Origin of the sequence: Nocardia sp. JCM 34519.1, from assembly GCF_020361265.1 — a bacterium.
Taxonomy (GTDB): domain Bacteria; phylum Actinomycetota; class Actinomycetes; order Mycobacteriales; family Mycobacteriaceae; genus Nocardia; species Nocardia arthritidis_A.
On the sequence record NZ_JAIRBR010000020.1, the window covers coordinates 67,836 to 90,211 of the forward strand.

Here is a 22,376-nt window from a genome sequence, read left to right on the forward strand (position 1 = left end):
CGGCTCGACGGGGTGAGATCGGCCGCCGTGCGGTGGTGCTGATTCGGTGGGTGTCACGCGTGGGGTCCGTTCCGGCGGGGATGGGTCGGGCTTCGTCCGGCTGCGCATATTGGCCGATTTGTTTCGGGCGGGAGTTCTGACCTGTGGTTGGCATCAGATTTCTTCCGGCAGTGCGCATTTGGCGAGTGTCCAGGGGGCTCGATCCGATTTGGGGCTGTTGCTGGAGCGCTTCCGGCGGCGTGCATTCCGCGATGGAGGCTCGTGTTGGGGCTCGGGCGGGTGTGGGTCTGTGAAGGGACCGCGATCGGCGTTATCCCGCCGATGCGGGCTTCGTGCCGGAGCCTCGTTCCGGGGGTGTGCCTGGAAGTTTGCCCTGCCCTCGGAGGGCCTGTAGTTGGCCTAAAGTTCCGGCGTGACGGACTTGCGTTGTGGGCGGGGATTGGGTGTATTATTGCTGGCACCTGGACATGGTCCAGGCGCGTTCAGCCCGACCCCCCGGGGCTGAACCCGACGGCCCCAGCCTCCTCCCCCCCCGGCTGGGGCCGTCCTCTATTTCGGGACGGCCCGTCTTTTCGGCTGTGTGCCGCAGGCCAAAAGTTATCCACACCCCGCGAGTTGTCCACACTCGCCGAAGCGGCCCTTCTGCCGCCCGGCTCGGTCGACAACGCTTGCCTGCATGGATCACCAAGCAGCGCAGGCGACTACGGCGCCACCGGTCCTCGTACTCCTCCGCGACACCCGGCTGCGCGACGAGGTGCGCCGGGTCGCGGCCGCCGCCGAACGAGCGTTGGACGAGCGGGCACTGCCGGTCGGCAGGCACGCCTGGTCCGGTGCGCCGATGGTGATTCTCGACACAAACGCCGCGCGAGAGTGCGCCGAGGCCGGATATCTGCGTCGCGTCGGCATCGTGCTGGTGACCGATGGCGAACCGGCACTGCCGGATTGGCAGGCCGCGACGGCGGTCGGCGCGGAGCGGGTCATCGCGCTGCCCGACGCCGCGGTCGGACTTATCGAGAAGTTTGCTGAGCATGCCGAACAGCGCACGGGCGACGGCGTGATCGTCGCCATCGCGGGTGCGGGCGGCGGTGCGGGCGCGTCCACCCTGGCCGCCGCGACCGCCCTGCGCGGTGCCACCCAACGGTTCCGGCGCGACACCATCCTCGTCGATGGCGCACCCCTCGGCGGTGGCCTGGACCTGCTGCTCGGGATCGAAACCACGGACGGTCTGCGCTGGCCCGACCTGGTTGTCGAGGACGGCAGGGTTTCGGCATCGGCGCTGCACGGCGCGCTGCCGAGCGCCGCGCCCGGGCTCGCCGTGCTGTCCTGCGGGCGCGGTGGTGCGGGCCGGTTGCCAAGTGAAATACGCGCGTCCGCAATGCGGGCCGTACTCGAAGCAGGCCGGGCCGCAGGCGATTTGGTGGTCTGTGATGTCTCGGGCGAACGCGGCCCGCACGCGGACCAGATGCTCGACGCCGCCGACCTCGTCGTCTTGGTGGTGCAGGCGCGGATCCGCGCGCTGGCCGCGGCGGAATCCGTCGCGGCCCATATCAGGAGGCGAAATCCCAACCAGGGGTTGGTGATACGCGGTCCAGCTCCGGGCGGTCTACGCAGCATCGAGGCGGCCGAGGTGCTGGACCTGCCGCTGCTCGCCGCGGTCCGGGCCCAGCCGGGGCTGTGCGCTCGTCTCGAGCGCGGTGGGCTGACAGCGCCGCGCCGTGGCCCGTTGCGCGAGGCCGCCGATGCGATCCTGGCCGTCCTGAGCGGGTCCGGCGGGCCGGAGCCGGAATGAGCTGCCGGGGTGGAAGTTCCGGATGTGCTGGGGCACAGGCGCATACACGGATCGGAGTTCGGTGTGCCGGACGGGAGGGTGCGGCATGAGTGAGTTGGTGACATCGGAACTGCTCGACCGGGTGCGGGAGCGATTGGCCTGCGGCGCAGGGGAACCCGATCCGGCCATGGTGGCCGCTGCGATCCGGGCGGAGGCGGGAGCGGTGCTCGGCGATACCGATCTACTGCGTGCGCTACGACTGTTGCAGACCGAAATGACGGGCGCCGGCGTGCTCGAACCGCTGCTGCGGGATCCGGAAGTCGCGGATGTACTGGTGACGGGTCCGGACTCGGTCTGGATCGACCGTGGCCGCGGTTTGCGGCGGGCACCGGTGTCCTTCCCCGACGAGGCCGCCGTTCGCCGGCTGGCGCAGCGGCTGGCGCTGTCCGCGGGCCGCAGGCTCGACGACGCCCAGCCGTGGGTGGACGGCAGGCTCTCCGGATGGGAAGCGGCACTGGGCGATTCGTTCGGCGTGCGGTTGCATGCGGTGCTCGCGCCCATTGCGCACGGCGGCACCTGTCTTTCGCTGCGGATCCTGCGCCCGGCCACCCAGGGTCTCGATGCGCTCGCCACCGCTGGCGCGATACCTACGACCGCGAAGTCGCTGCTGGAGGAGATCATCCGGGCCCGCCTGGCATTTCTGGTCGTCGGCGGCACCGGTGCCGGGAAGACGACGCTGCTATCCGGTCTGCTCGCGAAGGTGGATCCCGCCGAACGCATCATCTGCGTCGAGGACGCCGCCGAACTCGCACCGCCGCACCCGCATGTCGTCCGCTTGGTCGCACGCGTCGCGAATGTCGAGGGCGTCGGTGAGGTGACGGTGCGCGACCTGGTGCGCCAGGCGCTGCGCATGCGTCCCGACCGAATCGTGGTCGGCGAGGTCCGCGGCGCCGAGGTGGTCGACCTGCTGACCGCGTTGAACACCGGTCATGACGGTGGGGCTGGCACCGTGCACGCCAACTCCCCGCAAGAAGTGCCCGCCCGTCTGGAAGCCCTTGCGGCACTGGGCGGAATGGACCGGGCGGCCCTGCACAGCCAACTGGCCGCCGCGATCCAGGTCGTCCTGCATGTACACCGCCGCCCCAACGGTTCCCGCGGGCTGCGCGAAATCGGCCTGGTCGAGCGCGCAGAATCCGGACGCGTCCACATCGTTCCGGCCTGGTGCGCCGATAGCCGCGCGGCCCCCGCGGCAGATGCCCTTCGCCATCTGCTCACTGAACGGCTCGCCCGATGACCGCGGTCATCTCACCCGTCCTCGACATCGGTGAGCCGACAGACGAGGTGCTCGCATGAGCATGGCGCTGGGATGTTTGGCGATCGCCTTACTTGTGGCTCCGGCCTCGGGGGCGCGGCGGCGATTCGCCCGGGTGTTCGGTGTTGTGTGGACCGAACGAAAGGCCAAGCGAGGCACGCTGATTCGAGCTGGTGTCGCGGTTGCGGTATTGGCGACGGCCGGGTTCGGAGCGGGAACGGTTGTCGCCGCGATCATGGTGACGGCGACGATCTGTGTCAGGGTGCGCCGCTCGGGTCGGGACAAACGCCGCGCTCGCGAATGCGCCTGGTTGCTCGATGCACTGGAATGCGTTGTGGCGGAGTTGCGTGTCGGCGCGCATCCGAGCGCAGCCGCGGATGTTGCCGCAAGCGAGTCACAAGGTGAAGCCGCACAGGCGTTTTCGATCAGCGCGGCACGCGGCAGGTTAGGTGGCTCCGCCGCGGACGGTCTACTCCTGCCGGAGTCCGTGGTGTCCGCCGAACTGTCCAGGATCGCTGGCGCCTGGCGGGTCGCCGAGCAGCATGGCCTGGCGCTGGCGGAACTGCTCGCCGCGGCCCGCGCGGATCTGGTGGGCCGCATCCGTTTCCGGGCCCGCACCAATGCCGCGCTGGCGGGTGCCAGGGCCAGCGCGGCCGTGCTGGCCGGACTTCCACTGCTCGGCATAACCCTCGGTCAGCTGATGGGCGCGGCCCCATTGCACGTCCTGTTCACCACCGCCGCCGGAACGCTACTTCTTCCGTTGGGCTCGGCCCTGGCCTGCTGCGGCCTCATATGGACCGACGCCATCACCAGAAAGGTGCTCCTGTGACCCCCTCCCATCCCCGAAACCACTGTCGATCAGGCCAATCGGACCACCCCGAAACCATCCTGATCTGCCGATGCGGTGCCCGCGATGACATTGCTGCCGCGCGCCAGTCCGGCTTCGACTCCGAAGCATGCGATCTGGCGAGACACGGTAGGCGGTCGAAAGGTGCTCAGTCATTGCTGCCGTGTCAGTTCGGCGTCGAGTCCGAGGCGTGCGGTCTGGCGAGACGCGGTAGGCGAGTCGAAAAGTGCTCGGTGACATGGCCGCCGTGCCAGTTCGGCTTCGACTCCGAGGCATGTGGTCTGGCGAGACACGGTAGGCGGTCGAAAGGTGCGCGGGATATTGCTGCCGTGTCAGTCCGGCTTCGAGTCCGAGGCGTGCGGTCTGGCGGGATGTGGGATGCGGTCGAAAAGTGCTTGGTAGCAGTCGGTTCGGGTGGCATTCGAATGGAAGGCGGTCGGGATGCTCGTGGGTGTGGAGAGTTCGGCGCTGCCACTGTTGGCGGCCGCGGCGGGCTTAGCGGTGTTTCCGGGGCGGGTTTCGGTGCGGCGGCGGATGCGCCATCTGTGGCGTGCTGGCGGGGCGGAAGGGCCACGGGCCGTCGTGCCCGCAACGGCTGATCCGCTCGCGGCGGCATCGACATTCGACCTGCTGGCAGCGTGCCTGCGCGCTGGTTTGCCGATGGTGGGAGCGGCGCGGGCCGCCGCGCCGAGCGCACCCGAACGGTTGGCACTGGCACTGCGGCGAGCCGCGGATCTGTTGGCATTGGGCGCTGACGCCGGTGCCGCCTGGGAACGCGCCGCCCAAGAGGCCGCGGAATCGGAAGAGGTTGCGGCGCTTGCCCGTATGGCGCGGCGTTCCGCGCGCTCGGGCGCATCCATGGCGGTCGCGATCGCCGAACTGGCCGAACAGCGCAGAACAGCGGTCGAGGACGCCGCCGCGGCACGGGCTGAGCGCGCCGGAGTCCTCATCAGCGGCCCACTCGGCCTCTGCTTCCTCCCCGCATTCGTCTGTCTCGGCATCGTCCCCGTCGTCATCGGACTGGCCGGTCGAGTACTCGGCGGTGGACTCCTATGAGCGAATTCGAGTGTGGCCCTTCGTCGGTTCGCGTCGCGGACGGTAGCGGTGGAGTGCTGTGGGGCGTGGCCATGAATGAGCTCGCGTGCGGATCGTCGGCGCGGCGCGTGTGGCACATGCTGGTTGGGCACTGGCGGGGTGCGTTCGTGGATGCGTTCGTATGTGGCCTTTCGTCGGTTCGCGTCGCGGACGGTAGGGGTCGAGCGCTGGGGACGCGGCCATGAATGAGTTCACGTGCGGATCGTCGGCGCGGCGCGTGTGGCACATGCTGGTTGGGCACTGGCGGGCTGCGCTCATGGATGCGTTCGTGTGCGAGTCGTTGCTGCGGCGCGTATGGCGCACGTCGGTTGGGTGCCGGTGGGGCGCGCTCGTGAATGAGGTCGCGTGCGGATCCTTGACGCGGTGTGTCGGGCACATGGCGGTTGGGGGCCGCCGGGGTGTGCTCGTGGATGCGTTCGTGTGCGGCCCTTCGCCGGTTCGCATCGCGGACTGGCAGTGGTGGAGTGCGCGCGGGGTGCGGCCATGAATGAGTTCATGTGCGAGTCGTTGGCGCGGGGCGTGTGGCACATGCTGGTTGGGCACTGGCGGGCTGCGTTCGTCGATGAGTTCGTGTGTAACCCTTCGCCGGTTCGCGTTGCGGGCGGCAGCGGCCGGGTGCTGCGGGACGCGGTCATGAGTGAGTTCGTGTGTGGATCGTTGGCGCGGGGCTTGTGGCGCATGGCGGTTGGGGGTCGTCGGGGTGGTGTTGTGCGCGAGTTCGCAAGCGGTGGTGTGCGTGTGCCGGTGACGCGCCGTGCGTCGGGTGGAGAGCGGGCGAGGGGGTGCGGGGTGGGGCAGGCGTGTCCGTGCGGAGTCGCCGTGCGGGCGTTGGTGAGAGGGGAAGAATTTGCGAATCGAGCAGGTTCCGGCGCGGGTCGGCAGGGCGGTGCGGGCTGGGTCGCGGCAGTTGCGGATGCGGCTGATACAGGTGGTGTTCGCCGAGGATGGGATGAGCACCGCGGAGTATGCGGTAGGGACCGTCGCCGCGGCGGCGTTCGGGGCGGTGCTGTACACGGTGGTGACGGGCAACAGCATCGTCGATGCGTTGACGAAGATCATCGATCGGGCGCTGAACACCGCCGTGTAGCCGCTACGGCGGTAAAGCGCTGGGGCGCAAGCAGTCTGGGTGGTGACCGCGGTGGCGTGACGGTCGAGGCGGCCATTGCCGTCACCGCGATCGTCATCGCGGTTGCCCTGTGCCTCGGCGCTCTGCTCGCGGTGTCGGCTCAGATCCGCTGTGTCGATGCCGCCCGTGAGGCGGCCCGGCTCACCGCCCGCGGCGATCGCGTCGATGCCATTGCCGCGGCTCGCCGCACCGCTCCACCGGCCGCCGACATCACGGTGCGCACCGAGGGTGATCGGGTGATCGCTCTGGTCTCCGCCCACACGCGGCTGCTTCCGCTGCTGGTCCTGCGCGCCGAAGCCGTCGCCGCGATCGAACCCGAGGCGATCACGTGACGCCCGCGCGGCTGCGGGCATCGGATGGCGGGGCGACGGTACTCGCATGTGCCGGGCTGGCCGCACTGGTGGTGGTGACGTTATTGATCGGTCAAGTGGGGATGGTCATCCTGGCGCGCCACCGGGCACAGGCGGCGGCGGACCTCGGTGCACTCGCGGGCGCCGGGGCACTGGACGGAGGTGCGGAGGCCGGGTGCGCCGCGGCCGAAGAAATCGTTCGGCGCATGAAGTTCCAGGTGGAAGGGTGCTTGGTGGCCGATTGGGATGTCACCTTAACGGTCACTGAGAAAATACCAATGGGTCTGCTAGGTGATCGAACCGTACGCGCGGTTGCGCGGGCGGGGCCGACCGAAGTGGTTGATATGGCCACGGGTTAATCGGTAATTCCCCAGACCGCGGAAATGTGATATCTGGAATTGTCCGCGCGGACCCGGAAAAGGAAACGTTGAAATGATTTTGCGCGATTTGCGCACGTGGCAATACTTCAGTTAACATGATTTTGTTCCTTTTTATTCCGCCGCTGGTCGGCGCGGGTGATCGCCGCTGGTGATCACCTGGCCAGGTGGACGATCGGTCACGCGCGCAACGCGGCACTGTCACGAATCGAACGCCCAGTCTTCATCGTTATCGCTGCTCAGCTCGCCGACGACCGCCGCGAGCAGGCGTGCGGCACCCGCCTTGTCCAGCGGGTGGTTGCCGTTGCCGCACTTGGGCGACTGAACGCAGGAGGGACAACCACCGGCACACCCGCAGGATTCGATGGCCGCCAGCGTCGCCGCGAGCCAATCGCGCAACCTCGCGAACCCGCGCTCGGCGAAGCCGGCGCCACCGGGCTGTCCGTCGTAGACGAAGACCGTCGGCAGCCCGGTATCCGGATGTTCGGCGGTCGACACGCCACCGATATCCCAGCGGTCGCACGTCGCGACCAGCGGCAACAGGCCGATCGCCGCATGCTCGGCGGCGTGCAGCGCGCCGGCGACCCGCGCGGGTTCGATCCCGGCCCGCGCCAGCAGTTCCGGCGTCACGGTGTAGAGCACCGCCCTGGTCGGCAGCGTTTGCGCGGGCATATCCAGCTCGACGAGGTCCAAGACCTCGCCGGTAAGCAGCGTGCGCAGATAGCCCATAACCTGACCGGTCACCCTGACCTGCGCCAATGCCACGGTCACCGGGCCGTGCGCGCGCTGTTCGACGATGGCGTCGATGGTGATCGAGGTCAGCTGCCTCGGGCTGGTGGTCCATCCGGGATCGTCCTGGTGCACGAAGGCGACGCCGCCATCGAGATCCAGCTCGTCGACCACGTAGGTGTCGCCCTGATGCAGGTGTACCGCGCCTTGATGCAGGGTCGACCGCGCCCGGCCCGCGTCGGCGGTGCCGAGCAGCCTGCCGGTTTCGGTGTCGACAATGGCGATCGGCGTGCCGATTCCGCCACGCACGTCGACCGCGTCGTGCGGCTGCGCATCCGCGGTGACATACCAGCGGCCACCGGCCCCGTTGGCTGCGCGCCGCCGGATCAGCCCCTGCGCCGCCAGATCGGTGAGCACCTGGCGACCCCCGTATTCGTCCACCTCTTCGTCGGTGAGTGGCAGCTCGAGTGCGGCGCACAGCAGCTGCGGCCCGAGCACATACGGATTTCCGGGATCGGTGATAGTGGCCTCGACGGGTTTGTCCAGCAGTGCCGCCGGATGGTGCACCAGGAAGGTGTCCAGCGGATCATCCCTGGCCACCAGCACCACCAGCGAGCCCTGGGTACGCCGTCCGGCCCGCCCGGCCTGCTGCCAGAACGAGGCGACGGTACCGGGAAAGCCGGAGATCACCACCGCGTCCAGGCCCGCGATATCCACGCCGAGCTCGAGCGCGTTGGTGGACGCGGCGCCGAGCAGCGACCCGTCGGACAGCGCCGCCTCCAGCTCACGTCGGTCCTCGGCGAGATAACCGGCCCGGTAGGCGGCGACCCGGCCCACCAGCGTCGGGTCGATTTCCGCCAACAGCCTGCGGGTTTCCATGGCGGTCAGCTCCGCGCCGCGCCGGGAGCGGACGAAGGTGAGCGTGCTCGCCCCCTCGGCGATCAGATCGGCCATGATGCGTCCGGCCTCCGCGGTCGCGGCTCGACGCACCGGCGCACCGTTTTCGCCGGTCACGGTGGTGAGCAGCGGCGGCTCCCACAGTGCGACGGTGCGCGGCCCCTGCGGCGATCCGTCCTCGGTGACGGCGACGCATGGCGCGCCGATCAGCCGGGATGCGGCGGCCGCGGGGTCGGCGGCGGTCGCCGAACAGAGCACGAAAACCGGCTCGGCCCCGTACCGTGCGGCGAGCCGCCGCAACCTGCGCAGCACCAGCGCCACGTGTGATCCGAAAACGCCACGGTAGGCATGGCATTCGTCGACGACGACGTAGCGCAGCCTGCGCAGCACCCTGGCCCAGCGCTGATGGGACCGCAGTATGCCGATGTGCAGCATGTCGGGGTTGGTGAAGATCCACCGGGCATTGGCCCGCACCCACTGCCGGACCTCGGCGGGCGTATCGCCGTCGTAGGTCGCGGGGTGGATATCGCGCAGCGGGCCCTCGTGGGTCAATTCGCCGATGGCGCGCAGTTGGTCCGCGCCGAGCGCCTTGGTCGGCGCCAGATATAGCGCGGTGGCCTTGGGATCATCGCGCAACGCGGTCAGCACCGGCAGCTGATAGCCGAGCGATTTACCGGATGCGGTGCCGGTGCTGACGACGACATGTCTGCCGTTCACCGCGAAATCGGCGGTGCTGACCTGATGGCTCCACGGCGTGTCGATTCCGCTCGCCTGTAATGCGGCGAGCACGTCCGGCGACACCCATTCCGGCCATTCCGTGTGCGCCGCCGGCCGGGCAGGCAGGTCGACGACGTGGGTCAACCTGGGATCATCATCCGAAAGCCCGGTAAGGACACGGTTCAGCAACGATCGCCCGTAGCTGAGTCCCCTATCGGTCGCCTCCGGGGCGGTCTGGTCGGTCGGATTCATGAGACGCGCGCCGCGACACGCCAAGAAAGTGTGAAACGTGTGCGGTTAGGAACCTTCACCTGCCATTTCGATACCAAATAGCGACCTGGGTCACAGCCGGTTTGCCGAACACTCACTCGGTTATCGGGAGGCAAACGAACCACAAGTCTGGATTCCGGCATTGTGTCCCTCACCTGCGCATTCGCAAGATCAACTTTTTTGCAAATTGTCGGTAACTCGACTGTTGAATTGCTCGAAGACATGGTTCACTGGTTCCTGGTCGCAAGCTTCTGTGTTCGAGGGTCGGATCCAAAGTCCAAACCGTCAGCAGGATCGATGTTGCGAACGGTGTGCTTGGTGCTTTCCTGCAGGGGGAACCAACAGTACAGCGGTCGGAACGGACCCGGTGGACGAACCCAGTTGTCCGCCGTTCCGGTAAGAAAAGAGAAGGAACAGAATGGCACAGGGAACTGTGAAGTGGTTCAACGCGGAGAAGGGGTTCGGCTTCATCGCGCCCGAGGACGGCTCCGCTGACGTCTTCGTCCACTACTCCGAGATCCAGGGGTCCGGCTTCCGCACCCTTGAGGAGAACCAGAAGGTCGAGTTCGAGGTCGGCCAGGGCACCAAGGGCCCGCAGGCCACCGGAGTTCGCGCGCTCCCCTGAGCGTCGCAAACGTTTCCACCAGCTCGTCCCTCACCACCGGAAACGGGGTGGGGGACGACTTATATCTGGGGTACTGAGGACACGCCGCATGGACGCGCATCGGATAAAACACTGCATACTGGTGCGAAGTGACGCGCGTACGCTCAGTGGTTCGGGTCGCAAGCACTCGACCACACTCAGCGTCAAGGTATAAACGTGTCTGGTAGCGATGTTCAACCGTCGCCACCGCTTGCCCCACACCGCGCACCGGGCGCACCAGCGTCGCGCGGGTCGAGAAGGAAAGGTGTATTCGCCGGTGGCAACACGAGACCGCGGTGCAGCCGACCAGGGCCGTCCCCTGCGTCGTCTCGTGATCGTCGAGTCCCCGACCAAGGCCCGCAAGATCGCGCCGTACCTGGGTCGCAATTACACGGTCGAAGCCTCGGTCGGTCACATCCGGGATCTGCCGGCGAACGCCGCCGACGTGCCCGCCAAATACAAGGGCCAGCCGTGGGCGCGGCTCGGTGTCGACGTCGATCATGACTTCGAGCCCATCTACGTGGTCAACCCGGATAAGAAGACCAAGGTCACCGAGCTCAAGAGCCTGCTGAAGGACGCCGACGAGCTCTACCTGGCCACCGACCCCGACCGCGAGGGCGAGGCCATCGCCTGGCATCTGCTGGAGACGCTGAAGCCGAAGGTGCCGGTGCGGCGGATGGTGTTCCACGAGATCACCGAGCCCGCCATCCTGGCCGCCGCCGCCGACACCCGTGAGCTCGACTCGGATCTGGTCGACGCGCAGGAGACCCGGCGCATCCTGGACCGGCTGTACGGCTACGAGGTCAGCCCGGTGCTGTGGAAGAAGGTCATGCCGAAGCTGTCGGCGGGCCGGGTGCAGTCGGTGGCGACGCGGGTCATCGTGCAGCGCGAGCGCGAGCGGATGGCGTTCCGCTCGGCCGAGTACTGGGATATCGCCGCGATTCTGGACGCGGGCACCGGTGAGGGTGCGGACGCCGCCAACCCGAGGACCTTCGGTGCGCGTCTGGTGCAGGTGGACGGCGCACGGGTGGCCTCGGGCCGCGACTTCGGGCCCGAAGGACAGCTGAAGACCGCGAATGGTGTTGTCGTACTTGACGAGTCGAATGCGCGGCGGTTGGCCACCGCGCTGGACGGCGTCGATCTGGTGGTGGCGTCGGCGGAGTCGAAGCCGTACACCCGCAAGCCGTATCCGCCGTTCATGACCTCGACGCTGCAGCAGGAGGCGGGGCGCAAGCTGCGCTTCAACGCCGAGCACACCATGCGGGTGGCGCAGGCGCTGTACGAGAACGGCTACATCACCTATATGCGTACCGACTCGACCACGCTGTCGGAGTCGGCGATCGCCGCGGCCCGTGCGCAGGCCACCCAGCTCTACGGCGCGGAATTCGTGCATCCCACCCCGCGTCAGTACAACCGCAAGGTGAAGAACGCGCAGGAGGCGCACGAGGCGATCCGGCCCGCCGGTGACACCTTCGCGACGCCGGGCGAGCTGCATTCGCGATTGGACCGCGACCAATTCCGGCTCTACGAGCTGATCTGGCAGCGCACCGTCGCCTCGCAGATGGCCGATGCCAGGGGCACAACGCTGACGCTGCGGATTGCCGGTACCGCGGGATCCGGTGAGCAGTGCGTGTTTTCGGCCTCGGGCCGGACCATCACGTTCGCCGGCTTCCTCAAGGCCTATGTGGAAAGCGTCGACGAGGAGGCGGGCGGTCAATCCGATGACGCCGAATCCCGTTTGCCCGCACTGGAACAGGGCCAGGCCGTCACCGCGGTCGAGCTGAATCCCGATGGGCACGCGACGAATCCGCCCGCGCGCTATACCGAGGCCTCGCTGATCAAGGCCCTCGAAGATCTCGGAATCGGCCGTCCCTCAACGTATTCGTCGATTATCAAGACGATTCTGGGTCGCGGCTACGTGTACAAGCGCGGTAGCGCGCTGGTGCCGTCGTGGTTGGCGTTCGCCGTAACCGGTTTGCTGGAGGAACATTTCGGCCGTCTCGTCGATTTCGACTTCACCGCGGCGATGGAGGACGATCTCGACGCCATCGCGGGCGGGCGCGAGCAGCGCGGAAATTGGTTGTCCAGCTTCTATTTCGGCGGTGAGCACGGCGTCGAAGGTTCGGTCGCGCGGTCCGGCGGGCTGAAGAAGATGGTCGGCGACCGGCTCGACGATATCGATGCCAGGGAAGTCAACTCGATCAAGCTCTTCACCGACGCCGAGGGCCGCGATATCGTGCTCCGGGTCGGGCGGTACGGACCGTATCTGGAGCGGATGATCCCGAATCCCGATGACCCGCAAGGAGAGCCGATCTCGCAGCGGGCGAACGTGCCGAATGATCCGCCGCCGAACGATCTGCCACCGGATGAGCTGACGCTCGAGAAGGCCGAGGAGCTCTTCAGCAAGACTCAGCAGGAGGGTAGGTCGCTCGGTATCGATCCGGAGACCGGACACGAAATCGTCGCCAAGGAGGGACGTTTCGGCCCGTACGTCACCGAGGTGCTGCCGGAACCGGGCTCCGAAGACGGTGAAGCGCCCGCCAAGAAAACCGCGAAAAAGGCTGCGGCAGTGGCTAAACCGCGCACCGGCTCGCTGTTCAAGTCGATGGATCTGGCCACGATCACCCTCGACGACGCGCTCAAGCTGCTTTCGTTGCCACGAGTGGTCGGTAAGGATCCGGAATCCGGCGACGAGATCACCGCTCAGAACGGCCGGTACGGGCCGTATTTGAAGAAGGGCACCGACTCGCGCACGCTGAGCAGCGAAGATCAGATCTTCACCGTGACGCTGGAGGAGGCGTTGAAGATCTACGCCGAGCCGAAGCGGCGCGGTCGCCAGGCGGCGAACGCGGCACCGCTGCGTGAACTCGGAAACGACGCGGCCACCGGTATGCCGATGGTGATCAAGGACGGACGGTTCGGCCCGTACGTCACCGACGGCGAGACCAATGCCAGCCTGCGCAAGGGCGACGACGTCGCGACCATCACCGACGAGCGGGCCTCGGAATTGCTCGCGGATCGGCGGGCGCGTGGGCCGGTGAAGAAGGTGGCCAAGAAGGCGGCGGCGAAGAAGACCGCGGCCAAGAAGACGACGGCCAAGAAGGCGGCGGCGAAGGCGACGACCACCAAGACGGTGGCCAAGAAGACGCCCGCGAAGAAGGCGGCGGCGAAGAAGACCGGAGTCGGCAAGGCGTGATCGGGTGTCCTGATCGCTCACGGTGCCCTAGCCTCGAGGGGCACAACGGCAAGAGCGAAGGACACCCATGGCCGATCAGGAGCGCGAGGATCTGATCAAGATCCTCGGCAACCAGCGTGAACTGTTCCAGATCACCCTTCGGAATATCGACGACGAACAGGCGCGCAGGCGCACCACGGTCAGCGAGCTGACCCTCGGTGGCCTGCTGCACCACCTGATAAACATGGAACGACACTGGACTTCGGTGATCGTCGAACGGGACGAGAACGCCGAACTCGACGTGTCGGAGTTCGACGGCGAATACGTGATGGCGCCGCAGGAGACCATGGCCGGGCTGCTCGAAAATTGGGCCGAGGTCGCCGCCGCGACCGATGCGCTGATCCGCACGGTGGACAGCCTGGACTCCTCGATTCCGACGCCCACCGCGCCGTGGACGCCGGAACGTCAGTGGTGGACGGTGCGCTACACGCTGCTGCACATCCTGCGCGAGATCGCCCATCACGCCGGACACGCGGATATCATCCGCGAGGAGCTCGACGGGCAGAACAGCACGTATTCGCGCATCGCCTGAGTGTTATCGGCGCAGCAGGCGCAGGAATTCGCGCATCCACGCCGGATGGTCCGGCCAGGCCCGGCCGGTGACGATGTTGTCCTCCACATGCGCCTCGCTGTCGACGAATTTCGCACCCGCCGCCTCGATATCGGGTGCGAGCGCCGGATACGCGCTGCACGAGCGGCCCGTCAAAACGCCTGCGGCGGCGAGGATCAGCGGTCCGTGGCACAGCGCGGCGATGGGCTTGCGCTCGGATGCGAAGTGCCGCACCAGCTCTCGGCATCGCTCATCGTTGCGCAGGTACTCCGGCGCGCGGCCGCCCGGCACCACCAGCGCGTCATACGTTGCCGGCTCGACGTTTTCGAAGGCGATATCGGCGGGCCAGGTGTGGCCGAGTTTCTCGGTGTATGTGTCGAAGCCGTCCACGAAATCGTGCACGACGAACTGCAATTTCTTGACGGCGGGCGCGGCGATCTCCACCTGGTGGCCCTCTTCGAGGAGCCGCTGGTAGGGATACATGACCTCGAGGTCCTCGGCCGCGTCACCGGCGATCAACAGAATTCTCACGGAAATCCTCCTCCGCATCAACGATCCGCCGGGGCCGGGAAGGCGGTCAAGTGCTGTGTCGGTGGCGGCGGCTAGGGTGTACGGCGTGGCGGGTGTCTTCGATCGGCTGGTCGGCCAGGATGCGGTCGAATCCGAGCTGACGGCTGCCGCGATCGCCGCGCGGGCCGGCAGCGTCGAGGGGGCGATGACCCACTCGTGGCTGTTCACCGGGCCGCCGGGATCGGGCAGATCCGTTGCGGCGCTGTGCTTTGCGGCCGCACTACAGTGCACCGACCCCGGTACGCCGGGGTGCGGGCGGTGTCACGCGTGCACGACCACCATGGCGGGCACCCACGGTGACGTGCGCCGGGTGGTGCCGGAGGGGTTGAGCATCAGCACCAAGGAGATGCGCGAAATCGTGCAGATCGCCGCCCGGCGGCCGAGTACCGGACGCTGGCAGGTGGTGGTGATCGAGGATGCCGACCGATTGACCGAGGCGGCGGGCAACGTGCTGCTGAAGGTGGTCGAAGAGCCGCCGGACCGGACCGTATTCCTGCTGTGCGCGCCGTCGATTGATCCGGAGGACATCTCCGTGACGCTGCGTTCCCGGTGCAGGCACGTCCATCTGGTGACGCCGTCGGTCGCATCGATCGCACGGGTGCTGCAGGAGCGGGACAAACTCGACCAGCGGACCGCCGAGTGGGCGGCATCGATCAGCGGCGGCCACGTCGGACGGGCACGGCGACTGGCCACCGACGACGAGGCGCGCGGACGGCGCAAACGAGCGCTGGCATTGGTCGGCGCGGTCGCGCGACCCGGTGCGGCGTACTCGGCGGCCGACGAACTGGTGAAATCGGCCGACGACGAGGCCAAACAGATGAGCGCCGAACGCGATGAGCGTGAACGCGAGGAATTGGCGACCGCACTCGGCGCGGGCGGCACCGGCAAGGGCGCCGCATCGGCGACCCGCGGTTCGGCCGGCGTGCTGAAAGATCTGGAACGCCGCCAGAAGTCACGCGCCACCCGCACCGGACGCGATGCGCTCGACCGAGCGCTCATCGACGTCGCGGGCGTCTACCGGGACGCGCTCGCCCTCCGATTCGGTGCGGACGGCGTCGCACTCACCCACCCCGATATGGCCGACCAGATCCGCGACCTGGCCGACCGGGTGCGCCCGGAGGGCCTGCTGAAATCGATCGAGGCGGTGCTCGCCTGCCGGGAGGCCCTCGACCTGAACGTGAAACCCCGCTTCGCACTCGCCGCCATGGTCGCCGCCCTCATGGCCGCCCAAGCAACGTGACCCCTACCACCCGTTTTCGCGATCCGGCGCAGTCACGATAGACTCGCTGGGCCGAGAGGCACGCCGCCTTAGCTCAGTCGGTAGAGCGCTTCACTCGTAATGAAAAGGTCGGGGGTTCGATTCCCCCAGGCGGCTCAAAATCCCAGGTCGGAACGATCGAATCGTGTTGTCCTGGACTGAATCCCAGCCAGCGCCTACGGACACAATCCGTTGATGAAATCTGGGCTGCTGCCTTCCCTATTGCAGCGGTAGGACCACTCGACAGCTCCTGGCTTCCATTGTTTGCCGTCGTAAGTGAATGTGGATTGCTGGCGCACTGCGCGGATCGAGTCGTCCTTCGGCACGTCGTAAGTGACGGTGACCACGGGGTTCACGCTGTCCGGTTTGGCGATGTCCACGGTGCACGGGTTGTCGATCTTTTCGTCCGGGATCGGACCGCACTGGTTGATGAGGTTCATCAGGGTCAGAGCCGCGTTCCGGGTCAGCGGGGCGTCGGGCTTCGACTGTGGCGGCGGGTTGGCACTCGTCGGCTGCGCCGCGGGACTGGAATCGGTACTTGTACAGCCGATCGCCGTGAGCAGCGGCAATAGCGACACGGCGACCGCCGCGACGGTGGTTCGGTTCATGGCTTCTCCGTTTGTCCGAATTGAGCCGCCACCGTATCAAGTTGTTGCTGATAATTAGCTGTGCTGTGGCAAATTGTTACACATGTGATCGTCCCTTGGCATCGGTTGTGAGTGCGCGCGAAACTCATCCGACTTGCCAGCCGGGCCTGGCGACCTGCCCGGGTCGGTGTCGGCATGCGGGAAGACCCGGCCGGGCTCAGTGAGCTCGGCCGGGTCTGGTTGGTATCCGGGGTGTCCTGGTCGGTGGTGCGCGGCCACGTCTTATCGAGTCGGTGCGGAAGGCGTGGTTCGGGTGTCGCCGAACACCTCGTCGATCAGACGTTGCGTCGCCTGCTGGAATGCCACGGCCAGCGACAGGGCGGCATCGTCGACGTAATTCAGTGTGCCGGTGAGGGTTTTGCTGCCGTCGGGGGTGCTGAACATGATCGCCGCATGGCCCGCGGCGCCGCCGTTGTGGGTGATGACGGTGCCGCCTGCCGGAGTGTGCTGCACGAACACTCCCAGGCCGTAGCCCATATTCGGGATGGGCGTCGGGTGCGGGGTGCACATCTCGGTCAGCAGTTCGGCAGGCAGCAGCTTGCCGGTCACCAGTGCGGAGATGAAGGTTTGCAGATCCTGACTGGTGGAGATCATGTCGCCGCCGCTGGAGATCCAGGAGGGGTTGTGGCGGGTGACGTCGACGATGGTCTCCGCACCGTTTTCTTCGTACCGGTAGTAGGCGTGGGCGTGCGGCTCAGTGATCTCGATCTGGGTTGTCGGTTGTGCGGTGCCCGATAGTCCGAGCGGGCCCAGGATCAGCCGCTGCATCTCCTCGGCGACCGTGCGACCGGTGACCTTCTCGATCAGCAGCCGGGCCAGCACATAGTTGGTGTTGGAGTAGCTCCAGTCCGTGCCAGGTTCGAATCGCGCCGGCTTGGACAGCGCCAGCCGGACCAGTTCCTCGGGCTGGTAGGTGTGGAATCGGTTGTCCACCCATTCCTTGCCCGCAGTGGTGGCGGGGATACCGGGCACCATCGTCCCGTCGGGGTAGTACTCGCCGGTGAAGTTGAAGATTCCGCTGGTGTGCTGCAACAGCATTCGCACGGTGATCCGCTCGTCGAGCGCGAATTCGGGGAGGTAGTCGGCCGCCGGCACGTCCAGGGCGATTTTGCCTTCGGCTACCAGTTGCAGCACCAGGGTGGCGGTGAAGGTCTTGGTGTTGCTGCCGATCCGGACGTGCCCGTCGATCGGCGGCTTCGCGGTCTTGCCCAGCTCCGCCGCACCGGCGCTGCCGACCCACTCGCCCCGCTCGTCGTTCACGCGCAACGTGATTCCGGTGATACCGGACTCGACGATGTCCTCCAGAGCCTGCTGTAGTTCCGGGCGATCCGGTCCGTTCGTGGCCTCCGGCGCCCCCGGGCTGCTCGCGCCGGCGTCGAGCGCCGCGATGATCTTGCGAGCCATCGCCGCGGTGGCGGGACCGGGCTCGCCCGCGGCGGCCTCGACAGCGATCAGAACGGTTTCGCGGAAGTTGGCGGCCTCGGCGGGATCCTGTGCGGTGAGCAGGCTCATGGCCGCGGTCAGCGCGGGCAGCACCTGGTCGGCGAGAGCGGCGACGGTCTTGCCGACCAGTTTGATGTCGGCCGACTTCGCCGCGAGCACATGCCCGACCAGCCCGGTCGCCGAGGTCAGGGCGGTGGAGGCGTTCGTGGCGGAACGGTGGGGTGCGCCGGTGGCGGCCAGCAGTGACACAGCGCCGTACGCTGCGGTCCGCAGAATGCCCTTGTCCTTGTCGGTGAGGCTGATCAGGGTCATCTCGTTATCTCCTCAAAACTGTTGTGCGGCAATCCCGTCGAGCGGGATGCTGTGCTGTTGACGTCACTACTGTCGCCGGACCGGCTGATAACGACCTGATGCAGATCTGACACGGCCGCTGACATAGCGATCGACCTGGTCGCTGGCTCAGTTGAGTGCCTGTCCAACGCCGCGTGCATTGCGCAATCGCGCCCGAGCAGCTGCCGATGCCCACTCCGGAACGTTGGGTATTGAATCCACGGTCGCGCGCGCAGTGCCTGTCGTGGTTTGCCGCAGTCGCTCGGAGCAGCTGAGTCCCCATGCGGCTCCGGGTCAACAGCATCCGCAAGCTCGGTATTCGGAGTCGGTGCTCGGGTGCCGATCGTCAGGTGTGGCCAGCACTACCGAGAAGATGGGTGCCTGCTGCGTAGGCGTGATAACTGGACATTTTCTAACGTGGGATTGTCATTGTGACGCGTCGGTGCGCGTCCGCAGCAGGAGGGAATTGCCTTGCGTATCAGGCTATGTCGTCGATCGTCGACTGCCGCGGTGGCAGTGGGGGTGTTGATTGCTGCCGTGGCGGCTTGCGATTCGACGGGGAGCGATAGGGCAGGGGCTGCCGATGCTGGACGGGCGGAAGTTGTTGGGGCGCTTAGCCATTTGGTGGAGGCGGGCAGTGTGCCCGGTGCCCAGGTCGTCGTTACCGATCATGGCCGGGTCTGGACCGCGACGGCGGGTATGGGCGATATCGAGCGGGGCACCCCCTTTCCGGATAACGCTCGGGTGCGAATCGGCAGTAATACCAAGACATATGTGGCGACGGTGATGTTGCAACTGGTGGCCGAGGGCAAGGTGGAATTGGATGCGCCGGTGGAACGTTATCTGCCGGGAGTAGTGCACGGGCCGAAGATCGACGGCGATCGCATTACGATTCGAAATCTGTTGCAGCACACCAGCGGGCTGCCCGAATTCGCGGCGGAGTTCGGGGAGACGCCCAAGCCTGGGCAGATCGATATGCACACCGACCAAGTGCGTTGGGGGAGAGGGGATCTGGTCGAGGTGCTACGCAATGTGCTCACCGCGCCAGCTGATTTCGAACCCGGCGCGAAGTGGGCGTATTCCAATACCAACTACCTCGTGGCCGCGATGGTGATCGAGAAGAACACCGGTGATTCCGTCGGCGCGGAGATCACCCGCCGCATCATCGAGCCGCTCGGCCTGCGCGACACCTACTATCCGGATCCGGATGAGACCGATATCCGCGGCCCGCACCCCGCCGGTTATAGCGAGATCGGCGGGGCGCGGGTCGATTACACGAGGCAGAACGTGTCGTGGGCCGGTCCGGCGGGTGCCATGGTGGCGACGGGTGCGGACCTCAACCAGTTCTTCAGCGCGCTGCTGGACGGGAAGCTGTTGCCGCCCGCGCAGCTGGCGGAGATGAAACGCACTGTCCCCATAGGAGATTCGGGAGCGCAACTCGGCTACGGGCTCGGTCTTATGCGTTGGCGGTTGCCCTGCGGCAAGGACAGTTGGGGTCACGGCGGCGATATCGACGGGTTCGAGACCCGCGGCGGCGTCGTCGACGGCCGCGCGGTCACCGTGAGCGTCAACCAGGTCCCCGAGTCATCGGAGGATGTCACGAAGGTGGTCGACGCCGCGCTGTGCGCCGCGAGCTAGGACGCCGGTCGGAACCCTACTCGTTCTTGCTGTAGTGGGCGACGTCAGACTCGTTGCACCCCTACAGGATTAGATGGGCGCCCGGCCTTTTGGTTCCATCGATAAAGTGGGCAGAAAAAAGCTCCCGAGCCGGGCGTCGTTGACCGGCTCGGGAGCGCGCTGGTGCGTCCTAGACCGCGGTGGCGCGGTAATCGGTTGCGCTGGTGAGGATTCGGTGCAGCTCGGCGTTGAATCGGGCGGCCGCCTCGATATTGCCGAGGTGTCCGGTCGGCCAGACGTGATAGTTGGCCAGGGTGCCCGCGCGGCGGAGGGCGGCGACGATGGGACGGTTCATGCGCTCGGGCAGCAGGTGGTCGATGGCGCCCGCGATGACGGTGGTCGGGACCGTCAAATTGACTGCGGCATCGCCTAATTCGAGCCCGGCGAGGGCGGCGGCGTACAGGCCGCGAGTGAGCGGACGACAGGACCGGACGACGCCGAGTGCGAAGTCGACCTCCTCGTCGGTGGCGGGCGGGGACATCACGCGCGCCTTGAAAACCGAACGCACCGGCCAGATGTCGGGCAGCGGCACCGGCAGGCTGAGCACCGTTTCGCCGATGAACTGCGGCAAACGCACGGCATTACCGAAAACCGTTACGGGGCGGTTCGCCACGGTGAGCGGCCGGTTCATCAGCGGGAACAGATCGGTTTCGCGCCGGATATCGCCCGAGGTGGTGTTGAGCAGCACGACCGCCGACGCACGCGCCGCGACCTGCTCCGGATAGTGAGCGGCCCACGCCTGCAAGGTGATTCCGCCCATGCTGTGGCCGGCCAGCACGGCGCGGCGGCCGCGCGGTAGGGCGGCGTCGAGGACCGTGGCGAGATCGTCGGCCAGGGTGCTGCCGCTGGGCGGGGCCGTGCCGAGGGAGCTCTCCCCGTGGCCGCGCTGATCGTAGGCGATGACTCGGTAACGGTCGGCGAAGGCGTTGATCTGCGGGTTCCAGTACTCGATGCTGCAGCTCCAGCCGTGGATCAGCACCAGGACCTCGCCGTCCGCCGGGCCGTACGCGTGGACCCGCAGCCGCGCCCCATCGACCGTGGTAACCGGGATGACCTCGGGCGGCATGGTGGGAGAGTTCAACGCCGCGGTCCGGAGGGTGCGAGTCCGTAGTCGGGCTCGGTAGGCGGCGGTCAGGGGCTCGGAGTCGCGCACCCCCGCCAAAGTCTGCATCGACTTCACCAGCATTTCGAGCACTCCTTTGTGTCAGCCGCCACACTACCGTGCAAGCAAGATGCTTGCTAGTGCAAGCGCCGAGGCGGCGATCCTGGCTCGTTGGATTGATACCCGATCGGACCGTCGGACAATCCGCCCGACAACGTGAAAAACGTTCGGGGCGTGGGAAATGCGACTGACCTCGTCGAATTGTGATTAAGCTGTGACGTGTTTCACCGCTGTCGGCAGCAGTGCGGTGATGGCTTCGGGCAGGACCAGACAGACCTGATCGTCCGGATGGAAGTCACCGGGGATATCGCGCCGGTTGGGTGCTTGCACGAATACGACCATCGAGGAGCCGTCGCCCGGATCGAATTCCACCGCGACCGTATCCGGCGCCCGCTCGTCGAGCGCCTGGTCCGCGGCTGTGTGCCAGTGGCCCACCTGCCCGAATTCGAGCCTGCGGTGCGCGGGGAACCCGAATCCGTCGAACCGGGCCGAACCGGTGGCGTCCACACTCAGAAATTCTACTCTACCTGCGGAAACTTTGGTGTTTTAGATCATTTTCCGCGGTTGGATCGCCGGACACCGCTGGCGGTCGCGAACCCGCCGCGGTTACCGTTGATGCTTGTGGAGAGCACACACCTGGTATCCGAGGCGCACGGGGCACGTTGGCGCACAAGGGGAGTGCCGCTGCTGGTGGCCGGGGCCGGTATCGGCGCGCTGGTGCTGCTGCATCTGCGCGATCCGCACCAGGAGGGTTCCTACGGTGAATGCCCGGTCTACGCGCTGACCGGCTGGTACTGCCCAGGCTGCGGTGGCCTGCGGGCCGTGCACAACCTCACCGACGGCCACCTGATCGACGCGATCCACAGCAATATCCTCGCGCTGCCGCTGATCATGGCCTTCCTGGTGTGGGTGACCGATTGGACGGTGCGCGCCTGGCGCGGACAGTCGATGCGCCTGCCATCGATCGGCATCCGCACGGCGGGGGTGTTCTTCGCGCTGCTGGCGGTGTATTCGGTGCTGCGCAATACGCCGTGGGGGACCTGGCTCACTCCGGTTTAGGAGGCTCCTCGTGAATTCCGCTGTCTGGCAGGTCTTCTCGATCGTCTTGGTGCTCGGCGCACTGATCACGATCATCCCGCTGGCCCGGCAGGTATTCCGGCGGCACGACGATTCGGATGGGCGGCATGACTGATTCGCTGAAGGACCGGGTGCGCGCCAAGCTGCTGCGCCAACTCGCCGAGGACGGACCCGTCGATCCCGAGCAGGAGGACACCCGGCAGCTCGCGGTGGCCACCGACCTCGACGCGCTCGACAGCGTCGCCGACGATGATCCGCTGATCGAGGAGTTGGCCGTGCGCTACCTGGTGTCCTGA

At 67.0% G+C, this 22,376-nt stretch carries 21 protein-coding genes and 1 tRNA gene; 16 read left to right on the forward strand and 6 right to left on the reverse strand.

Annotation, left to right across the window (positions count from 1 at the left end; genetic code table 11):
* The first annotated feature begins 676 nt into the window (after window positions 1-676).
* The 7 genes from ssd (at window position 677) to LGY53_RS34380 (ending at window position 6,857) form a co-directional block, all read left to right on the forward strand.
* Window positions 677-1,789 (forward strand): septum site-determining protein Ssd, encoded by a 1,113-nt coding sequence (ssd, locus tag LGY53_RS34350; RefSeq protein WP_225730864.1) that lies wholly within the window; start codon window positions 677-679, stop codon window positions 1,787-1,789.
* A gap of 85 nt (window positions 1,790-1,874) precedes the next feature.
* Complete coding sequence (locus LGY53_RS34355; RefSeq protein WP_225730865.1) at window positions 1,875-3,062, forward strand: TadA family conjugal transfer-associated ATPase; 1,188 nt, start codon at window positions 1,875-1,877, stop codon at window positions 3,060-3,062.
* 55 nt (window positions 3,063-3,117) lie between these two features.
* Window positions 3,118-3,909, forward strand: coding sequence for a type II secretion system F family protein (locus LGY53_RS34360; protein ID WP_225730866.1), 792 nt, complete (start codon window positions 3,118-3,120; stop codon window positions 3,907-3,909).
* Window positions 3,910-4,368: 459 nt separating this feature from the next.
* Complete coding sequence (locus LGY53_RS34365; RefSeq protein WP_225730867.1) at window positions 4,369-4,983, forward strand: type II secretion system F family protein; 615 nt, start codon at window positions 4,369-4,371, stop codon at window positions 4,981-4,983.
* A 952-nt stretch (window positions 4,984-5,935) separates the two neighbouring features.
* Window positions 5,936-6,109, forward strand: coding sequence for a DUF4244 domain-containing protein (locus LGY53_RS34370; RefSeq protein WP_167478919.1), 174 nt, complete (start codon window positions 5,936-5,938; stop codon window positions 6,107-6,109).
* 56 nt (window positions 6,110-6,165) lie between these two features.
* The gene (locus LGY53_RS34375; RefSeq protein ID WP_225730868.1) at window positions 6,166-6,480 is read left to right on the forward strand and encodes a TadE family type IV pilus minor pilin; all 315 of its coding nucleotides are present in this window, start codon (window positions 6,166-6,168) and stop codon (window positions 6,478-6,480) included.
* On the forward strand, window positions 6,477-6,857 hold the full coding sequence (locus LGY53_RS34380) for an Rv3654c family TadE-like protein (protein ID WP_225730869.1): 381 nt from the start codon (window positions 6,477-6,479) through the stop codon (window positions 6,855-6,857). The genes LGY53_RS34375 and LGY53_RS34380 overlap by 4 nt, the downstream gene beginning before the upstream one ends.
* 219 nt (window positions 6,858-7,076) lie before the next feature.
* Here LGY53_RS34380 and LGY53_RS34385 read toward each other — a convergent pair whose 3' ends face one another.
* Window positions 7,077-9,470, reverse strand: coding sequence for a DEAD/DEAH box helicase (locus LGY53_RS34385; protein ID WP_225730870.1), 2,394 nt, complete (start codon window positions 9,468-9,470; stop codon window positions 7,077-7,079).
* A 436-nt stretch (window positions 9,471-9,906) separates the two neighbouring features.
* On the opposite strand from LGY53_RS34385, the gene LGY53_RS34390 reads away from it, so the two are divergent.
* The 3 genes from LGY53_RS34390 to LGY53_RS34400 all read left to right on the forward strand — a co-directional run bounded on the left by LGY53_RS34390 (window position 9,907) and on the right by LGY53_RS34400 (window position 13,898).
* Entirely contained in the window at window positions 9,907-10,113 is a 207-nt protein-coding gene (locus LGY53_RS34390) for a cold-shock protein (protein WP_225730871.1), read from the forward strand.
* A gap of 295 nt (window positions 10,114-10,408) precedes the next feature.
* Window positions 10,409-13,327 (forward strand): type I DNA topoisomerase, encoded by a 2,919-nt coding sequence (gene topA / locus LGY53_RS34395; RefSeq protein WP_374111271.1) that lies wholly within the window; start codon window positions 10,409-10,411, stop codon window positions 13,325-13,327.
* Window positions 13,328-13,394: 67 nt separating this feature from the next.
* The gene (locus tag LGY53_RS34400) at window positions 13,395-13,898 is read left to right on the forward strand and encodes a DUF664 domain-containing protein (protein WP_225730872.1); all 504 of its coding nucleotides are present in this window, start codon (window positions 13,395-13,397) and stop codon (window positions 13,896-13,898) included.
* 3 nt (window positions 13,899-13,901) lie between these two features.
* Here LGY53_RS34400 and LGY53_RS34405 read toward each other — a convergent pair whose 3' ends face one another.
* Window positions 13,902-14,447, reverse strand: a complete 546-nt coding sequence (locus LGY53_RS34405) for a DJ-1/PfpI family protein (protein ID WP_225730873.1) — start codon at window positions 14,445-14,447, stop codon at window positions 13,902-13,904.
* Window positions 14,448-14,532: 85 nt separating this feature from the next.
* Between LGY53_RS34405 and LGY53_RS34410 the strand changes: the two genes are divergently transcribed.
* Window positions 14,533-15,726, forward strand: a complete 1,194-nt coding sequence (locus LGY53_RS34410) for a DNA polymerase III subunit delta' (RefSeq protein ID WP_225730874.1) — start codon at window positions 14,533-14,535, stop codon at window positions 15,724-15,726.
* Window positions 15,727-15,788: 62 nt separating this feature from the next.
* Window positions 15,789-15,861 (forward strand) — tRNA-Thr (locus LGY53_RS34415).
* 59 nt (window positions 15,862-15,920) lie between these two features.
* Here the strand turns inward: LGY53_RS34415 and LGY53_RS34420 are convergent.
* Window positions 15,921-16,352, reverse strand: coding sequence for a hypothetical protein (locus LGY53_RS34420; protein WP_225730875.1), 432 nt, complete (start codon window positions 16,350-16,352; stop codon window positions 15,921-15,923).
* 261 nt (window positions 16,353-16,613) lie between these two features.
* A complete protein-coding gene (locus LGY53_RS34425; protein WP_225730876.1) occupies window positions 16,614-18,146 on the reverse strand; it encodes a serine hydrolase in 1,533 nt (510 codons plus the stop codon).
* Between the two features lie 555 nt (window positions 18,147-18,701).
* Between LGY53_RS34425 and LGY53_RS34430 the strand changes: the two genes are divergently transcribed.
* A complete protein-coding gene (locus LGY53_RS34430) occupies window positions 18,702-19,802 on the forward strand; it encodes a serine hydrolase domain-containing protein (RefSeq protein WP_308103038.1) in 1,101 nt (366 codons plus the stop codon).
* 169 nt (window positions 19,803-19,971) lie between these two features.
* On the opposite strand, the gene LGY53_RS34435 is transcribed toward LGY53_RS34430, so the two are convergent.
* Window positions 19,972-21,027 carry an alpha/beta fold hydrolase gene (locus LGY53_RS34435; protein WP_225730878.1) on the reverse strand — a complete coding sequence of 352 codons (1,056 nt, stop codon included), beginning with the start codon at window positions 21,025-21,027 and terminating at the stop codon, window positions 19,972-19,974.
* A gap of 183 nt (window positions 21,028-21,210) precedes the next feature.
* Entirely contained in the window at window positions 21,211-21,510 is a 300-nt protein-coding gene (locus LGY53_RS34440) for a hypothetical protein (RefSeq protein WP_225730879.1), read from the reverse strand.
* Window positions 21,511-21,618: 108 nt separating this feature from the next.
* On the opposite strand from LGY53_RS34440, the gene LGY53_RS34445 reads away from it, so the two are divergent.
* Genes LGY53_RS34445 through LGY53_RS34450 form a run of 3 tightly spaced genes read left to right on the forward strand, consistent with a single transcriptional unit; the run spans window position 21,619 to window position 22,376 of the window.
* On the forward strand, window positions 21,619-22,062 hold the full coding sequence (locus LGY53_RS34445; RefSeq protein WP_374111272.1) for a DUF2752 domain-containing protein: 444 nt from the start codon (window positions 21,619-21,621) through the stop codon (window positions 22,060-22,062).
* 10 nt (window positions 22,063-22,072) lie between these two features.
* Entirely contained in the window at window positions 22,073-22,195 is a 123-nt protein-coding gene (locus LGY53_RS43810; protein ID WP_255664951.1) for a hypothetical protein, read from the forward strand.
* Entirely contained in the window at window positions 22,188-22,376 is a 189-nt protein-coding gene (locus LGY53_RS34450) for a hypothetical protein (protein WP_167471601.1), read from the forward strand. Before LGY53_RS43810 ends, LGY53_RS34450 begins: the two co-directional genes overlap by 8 nt.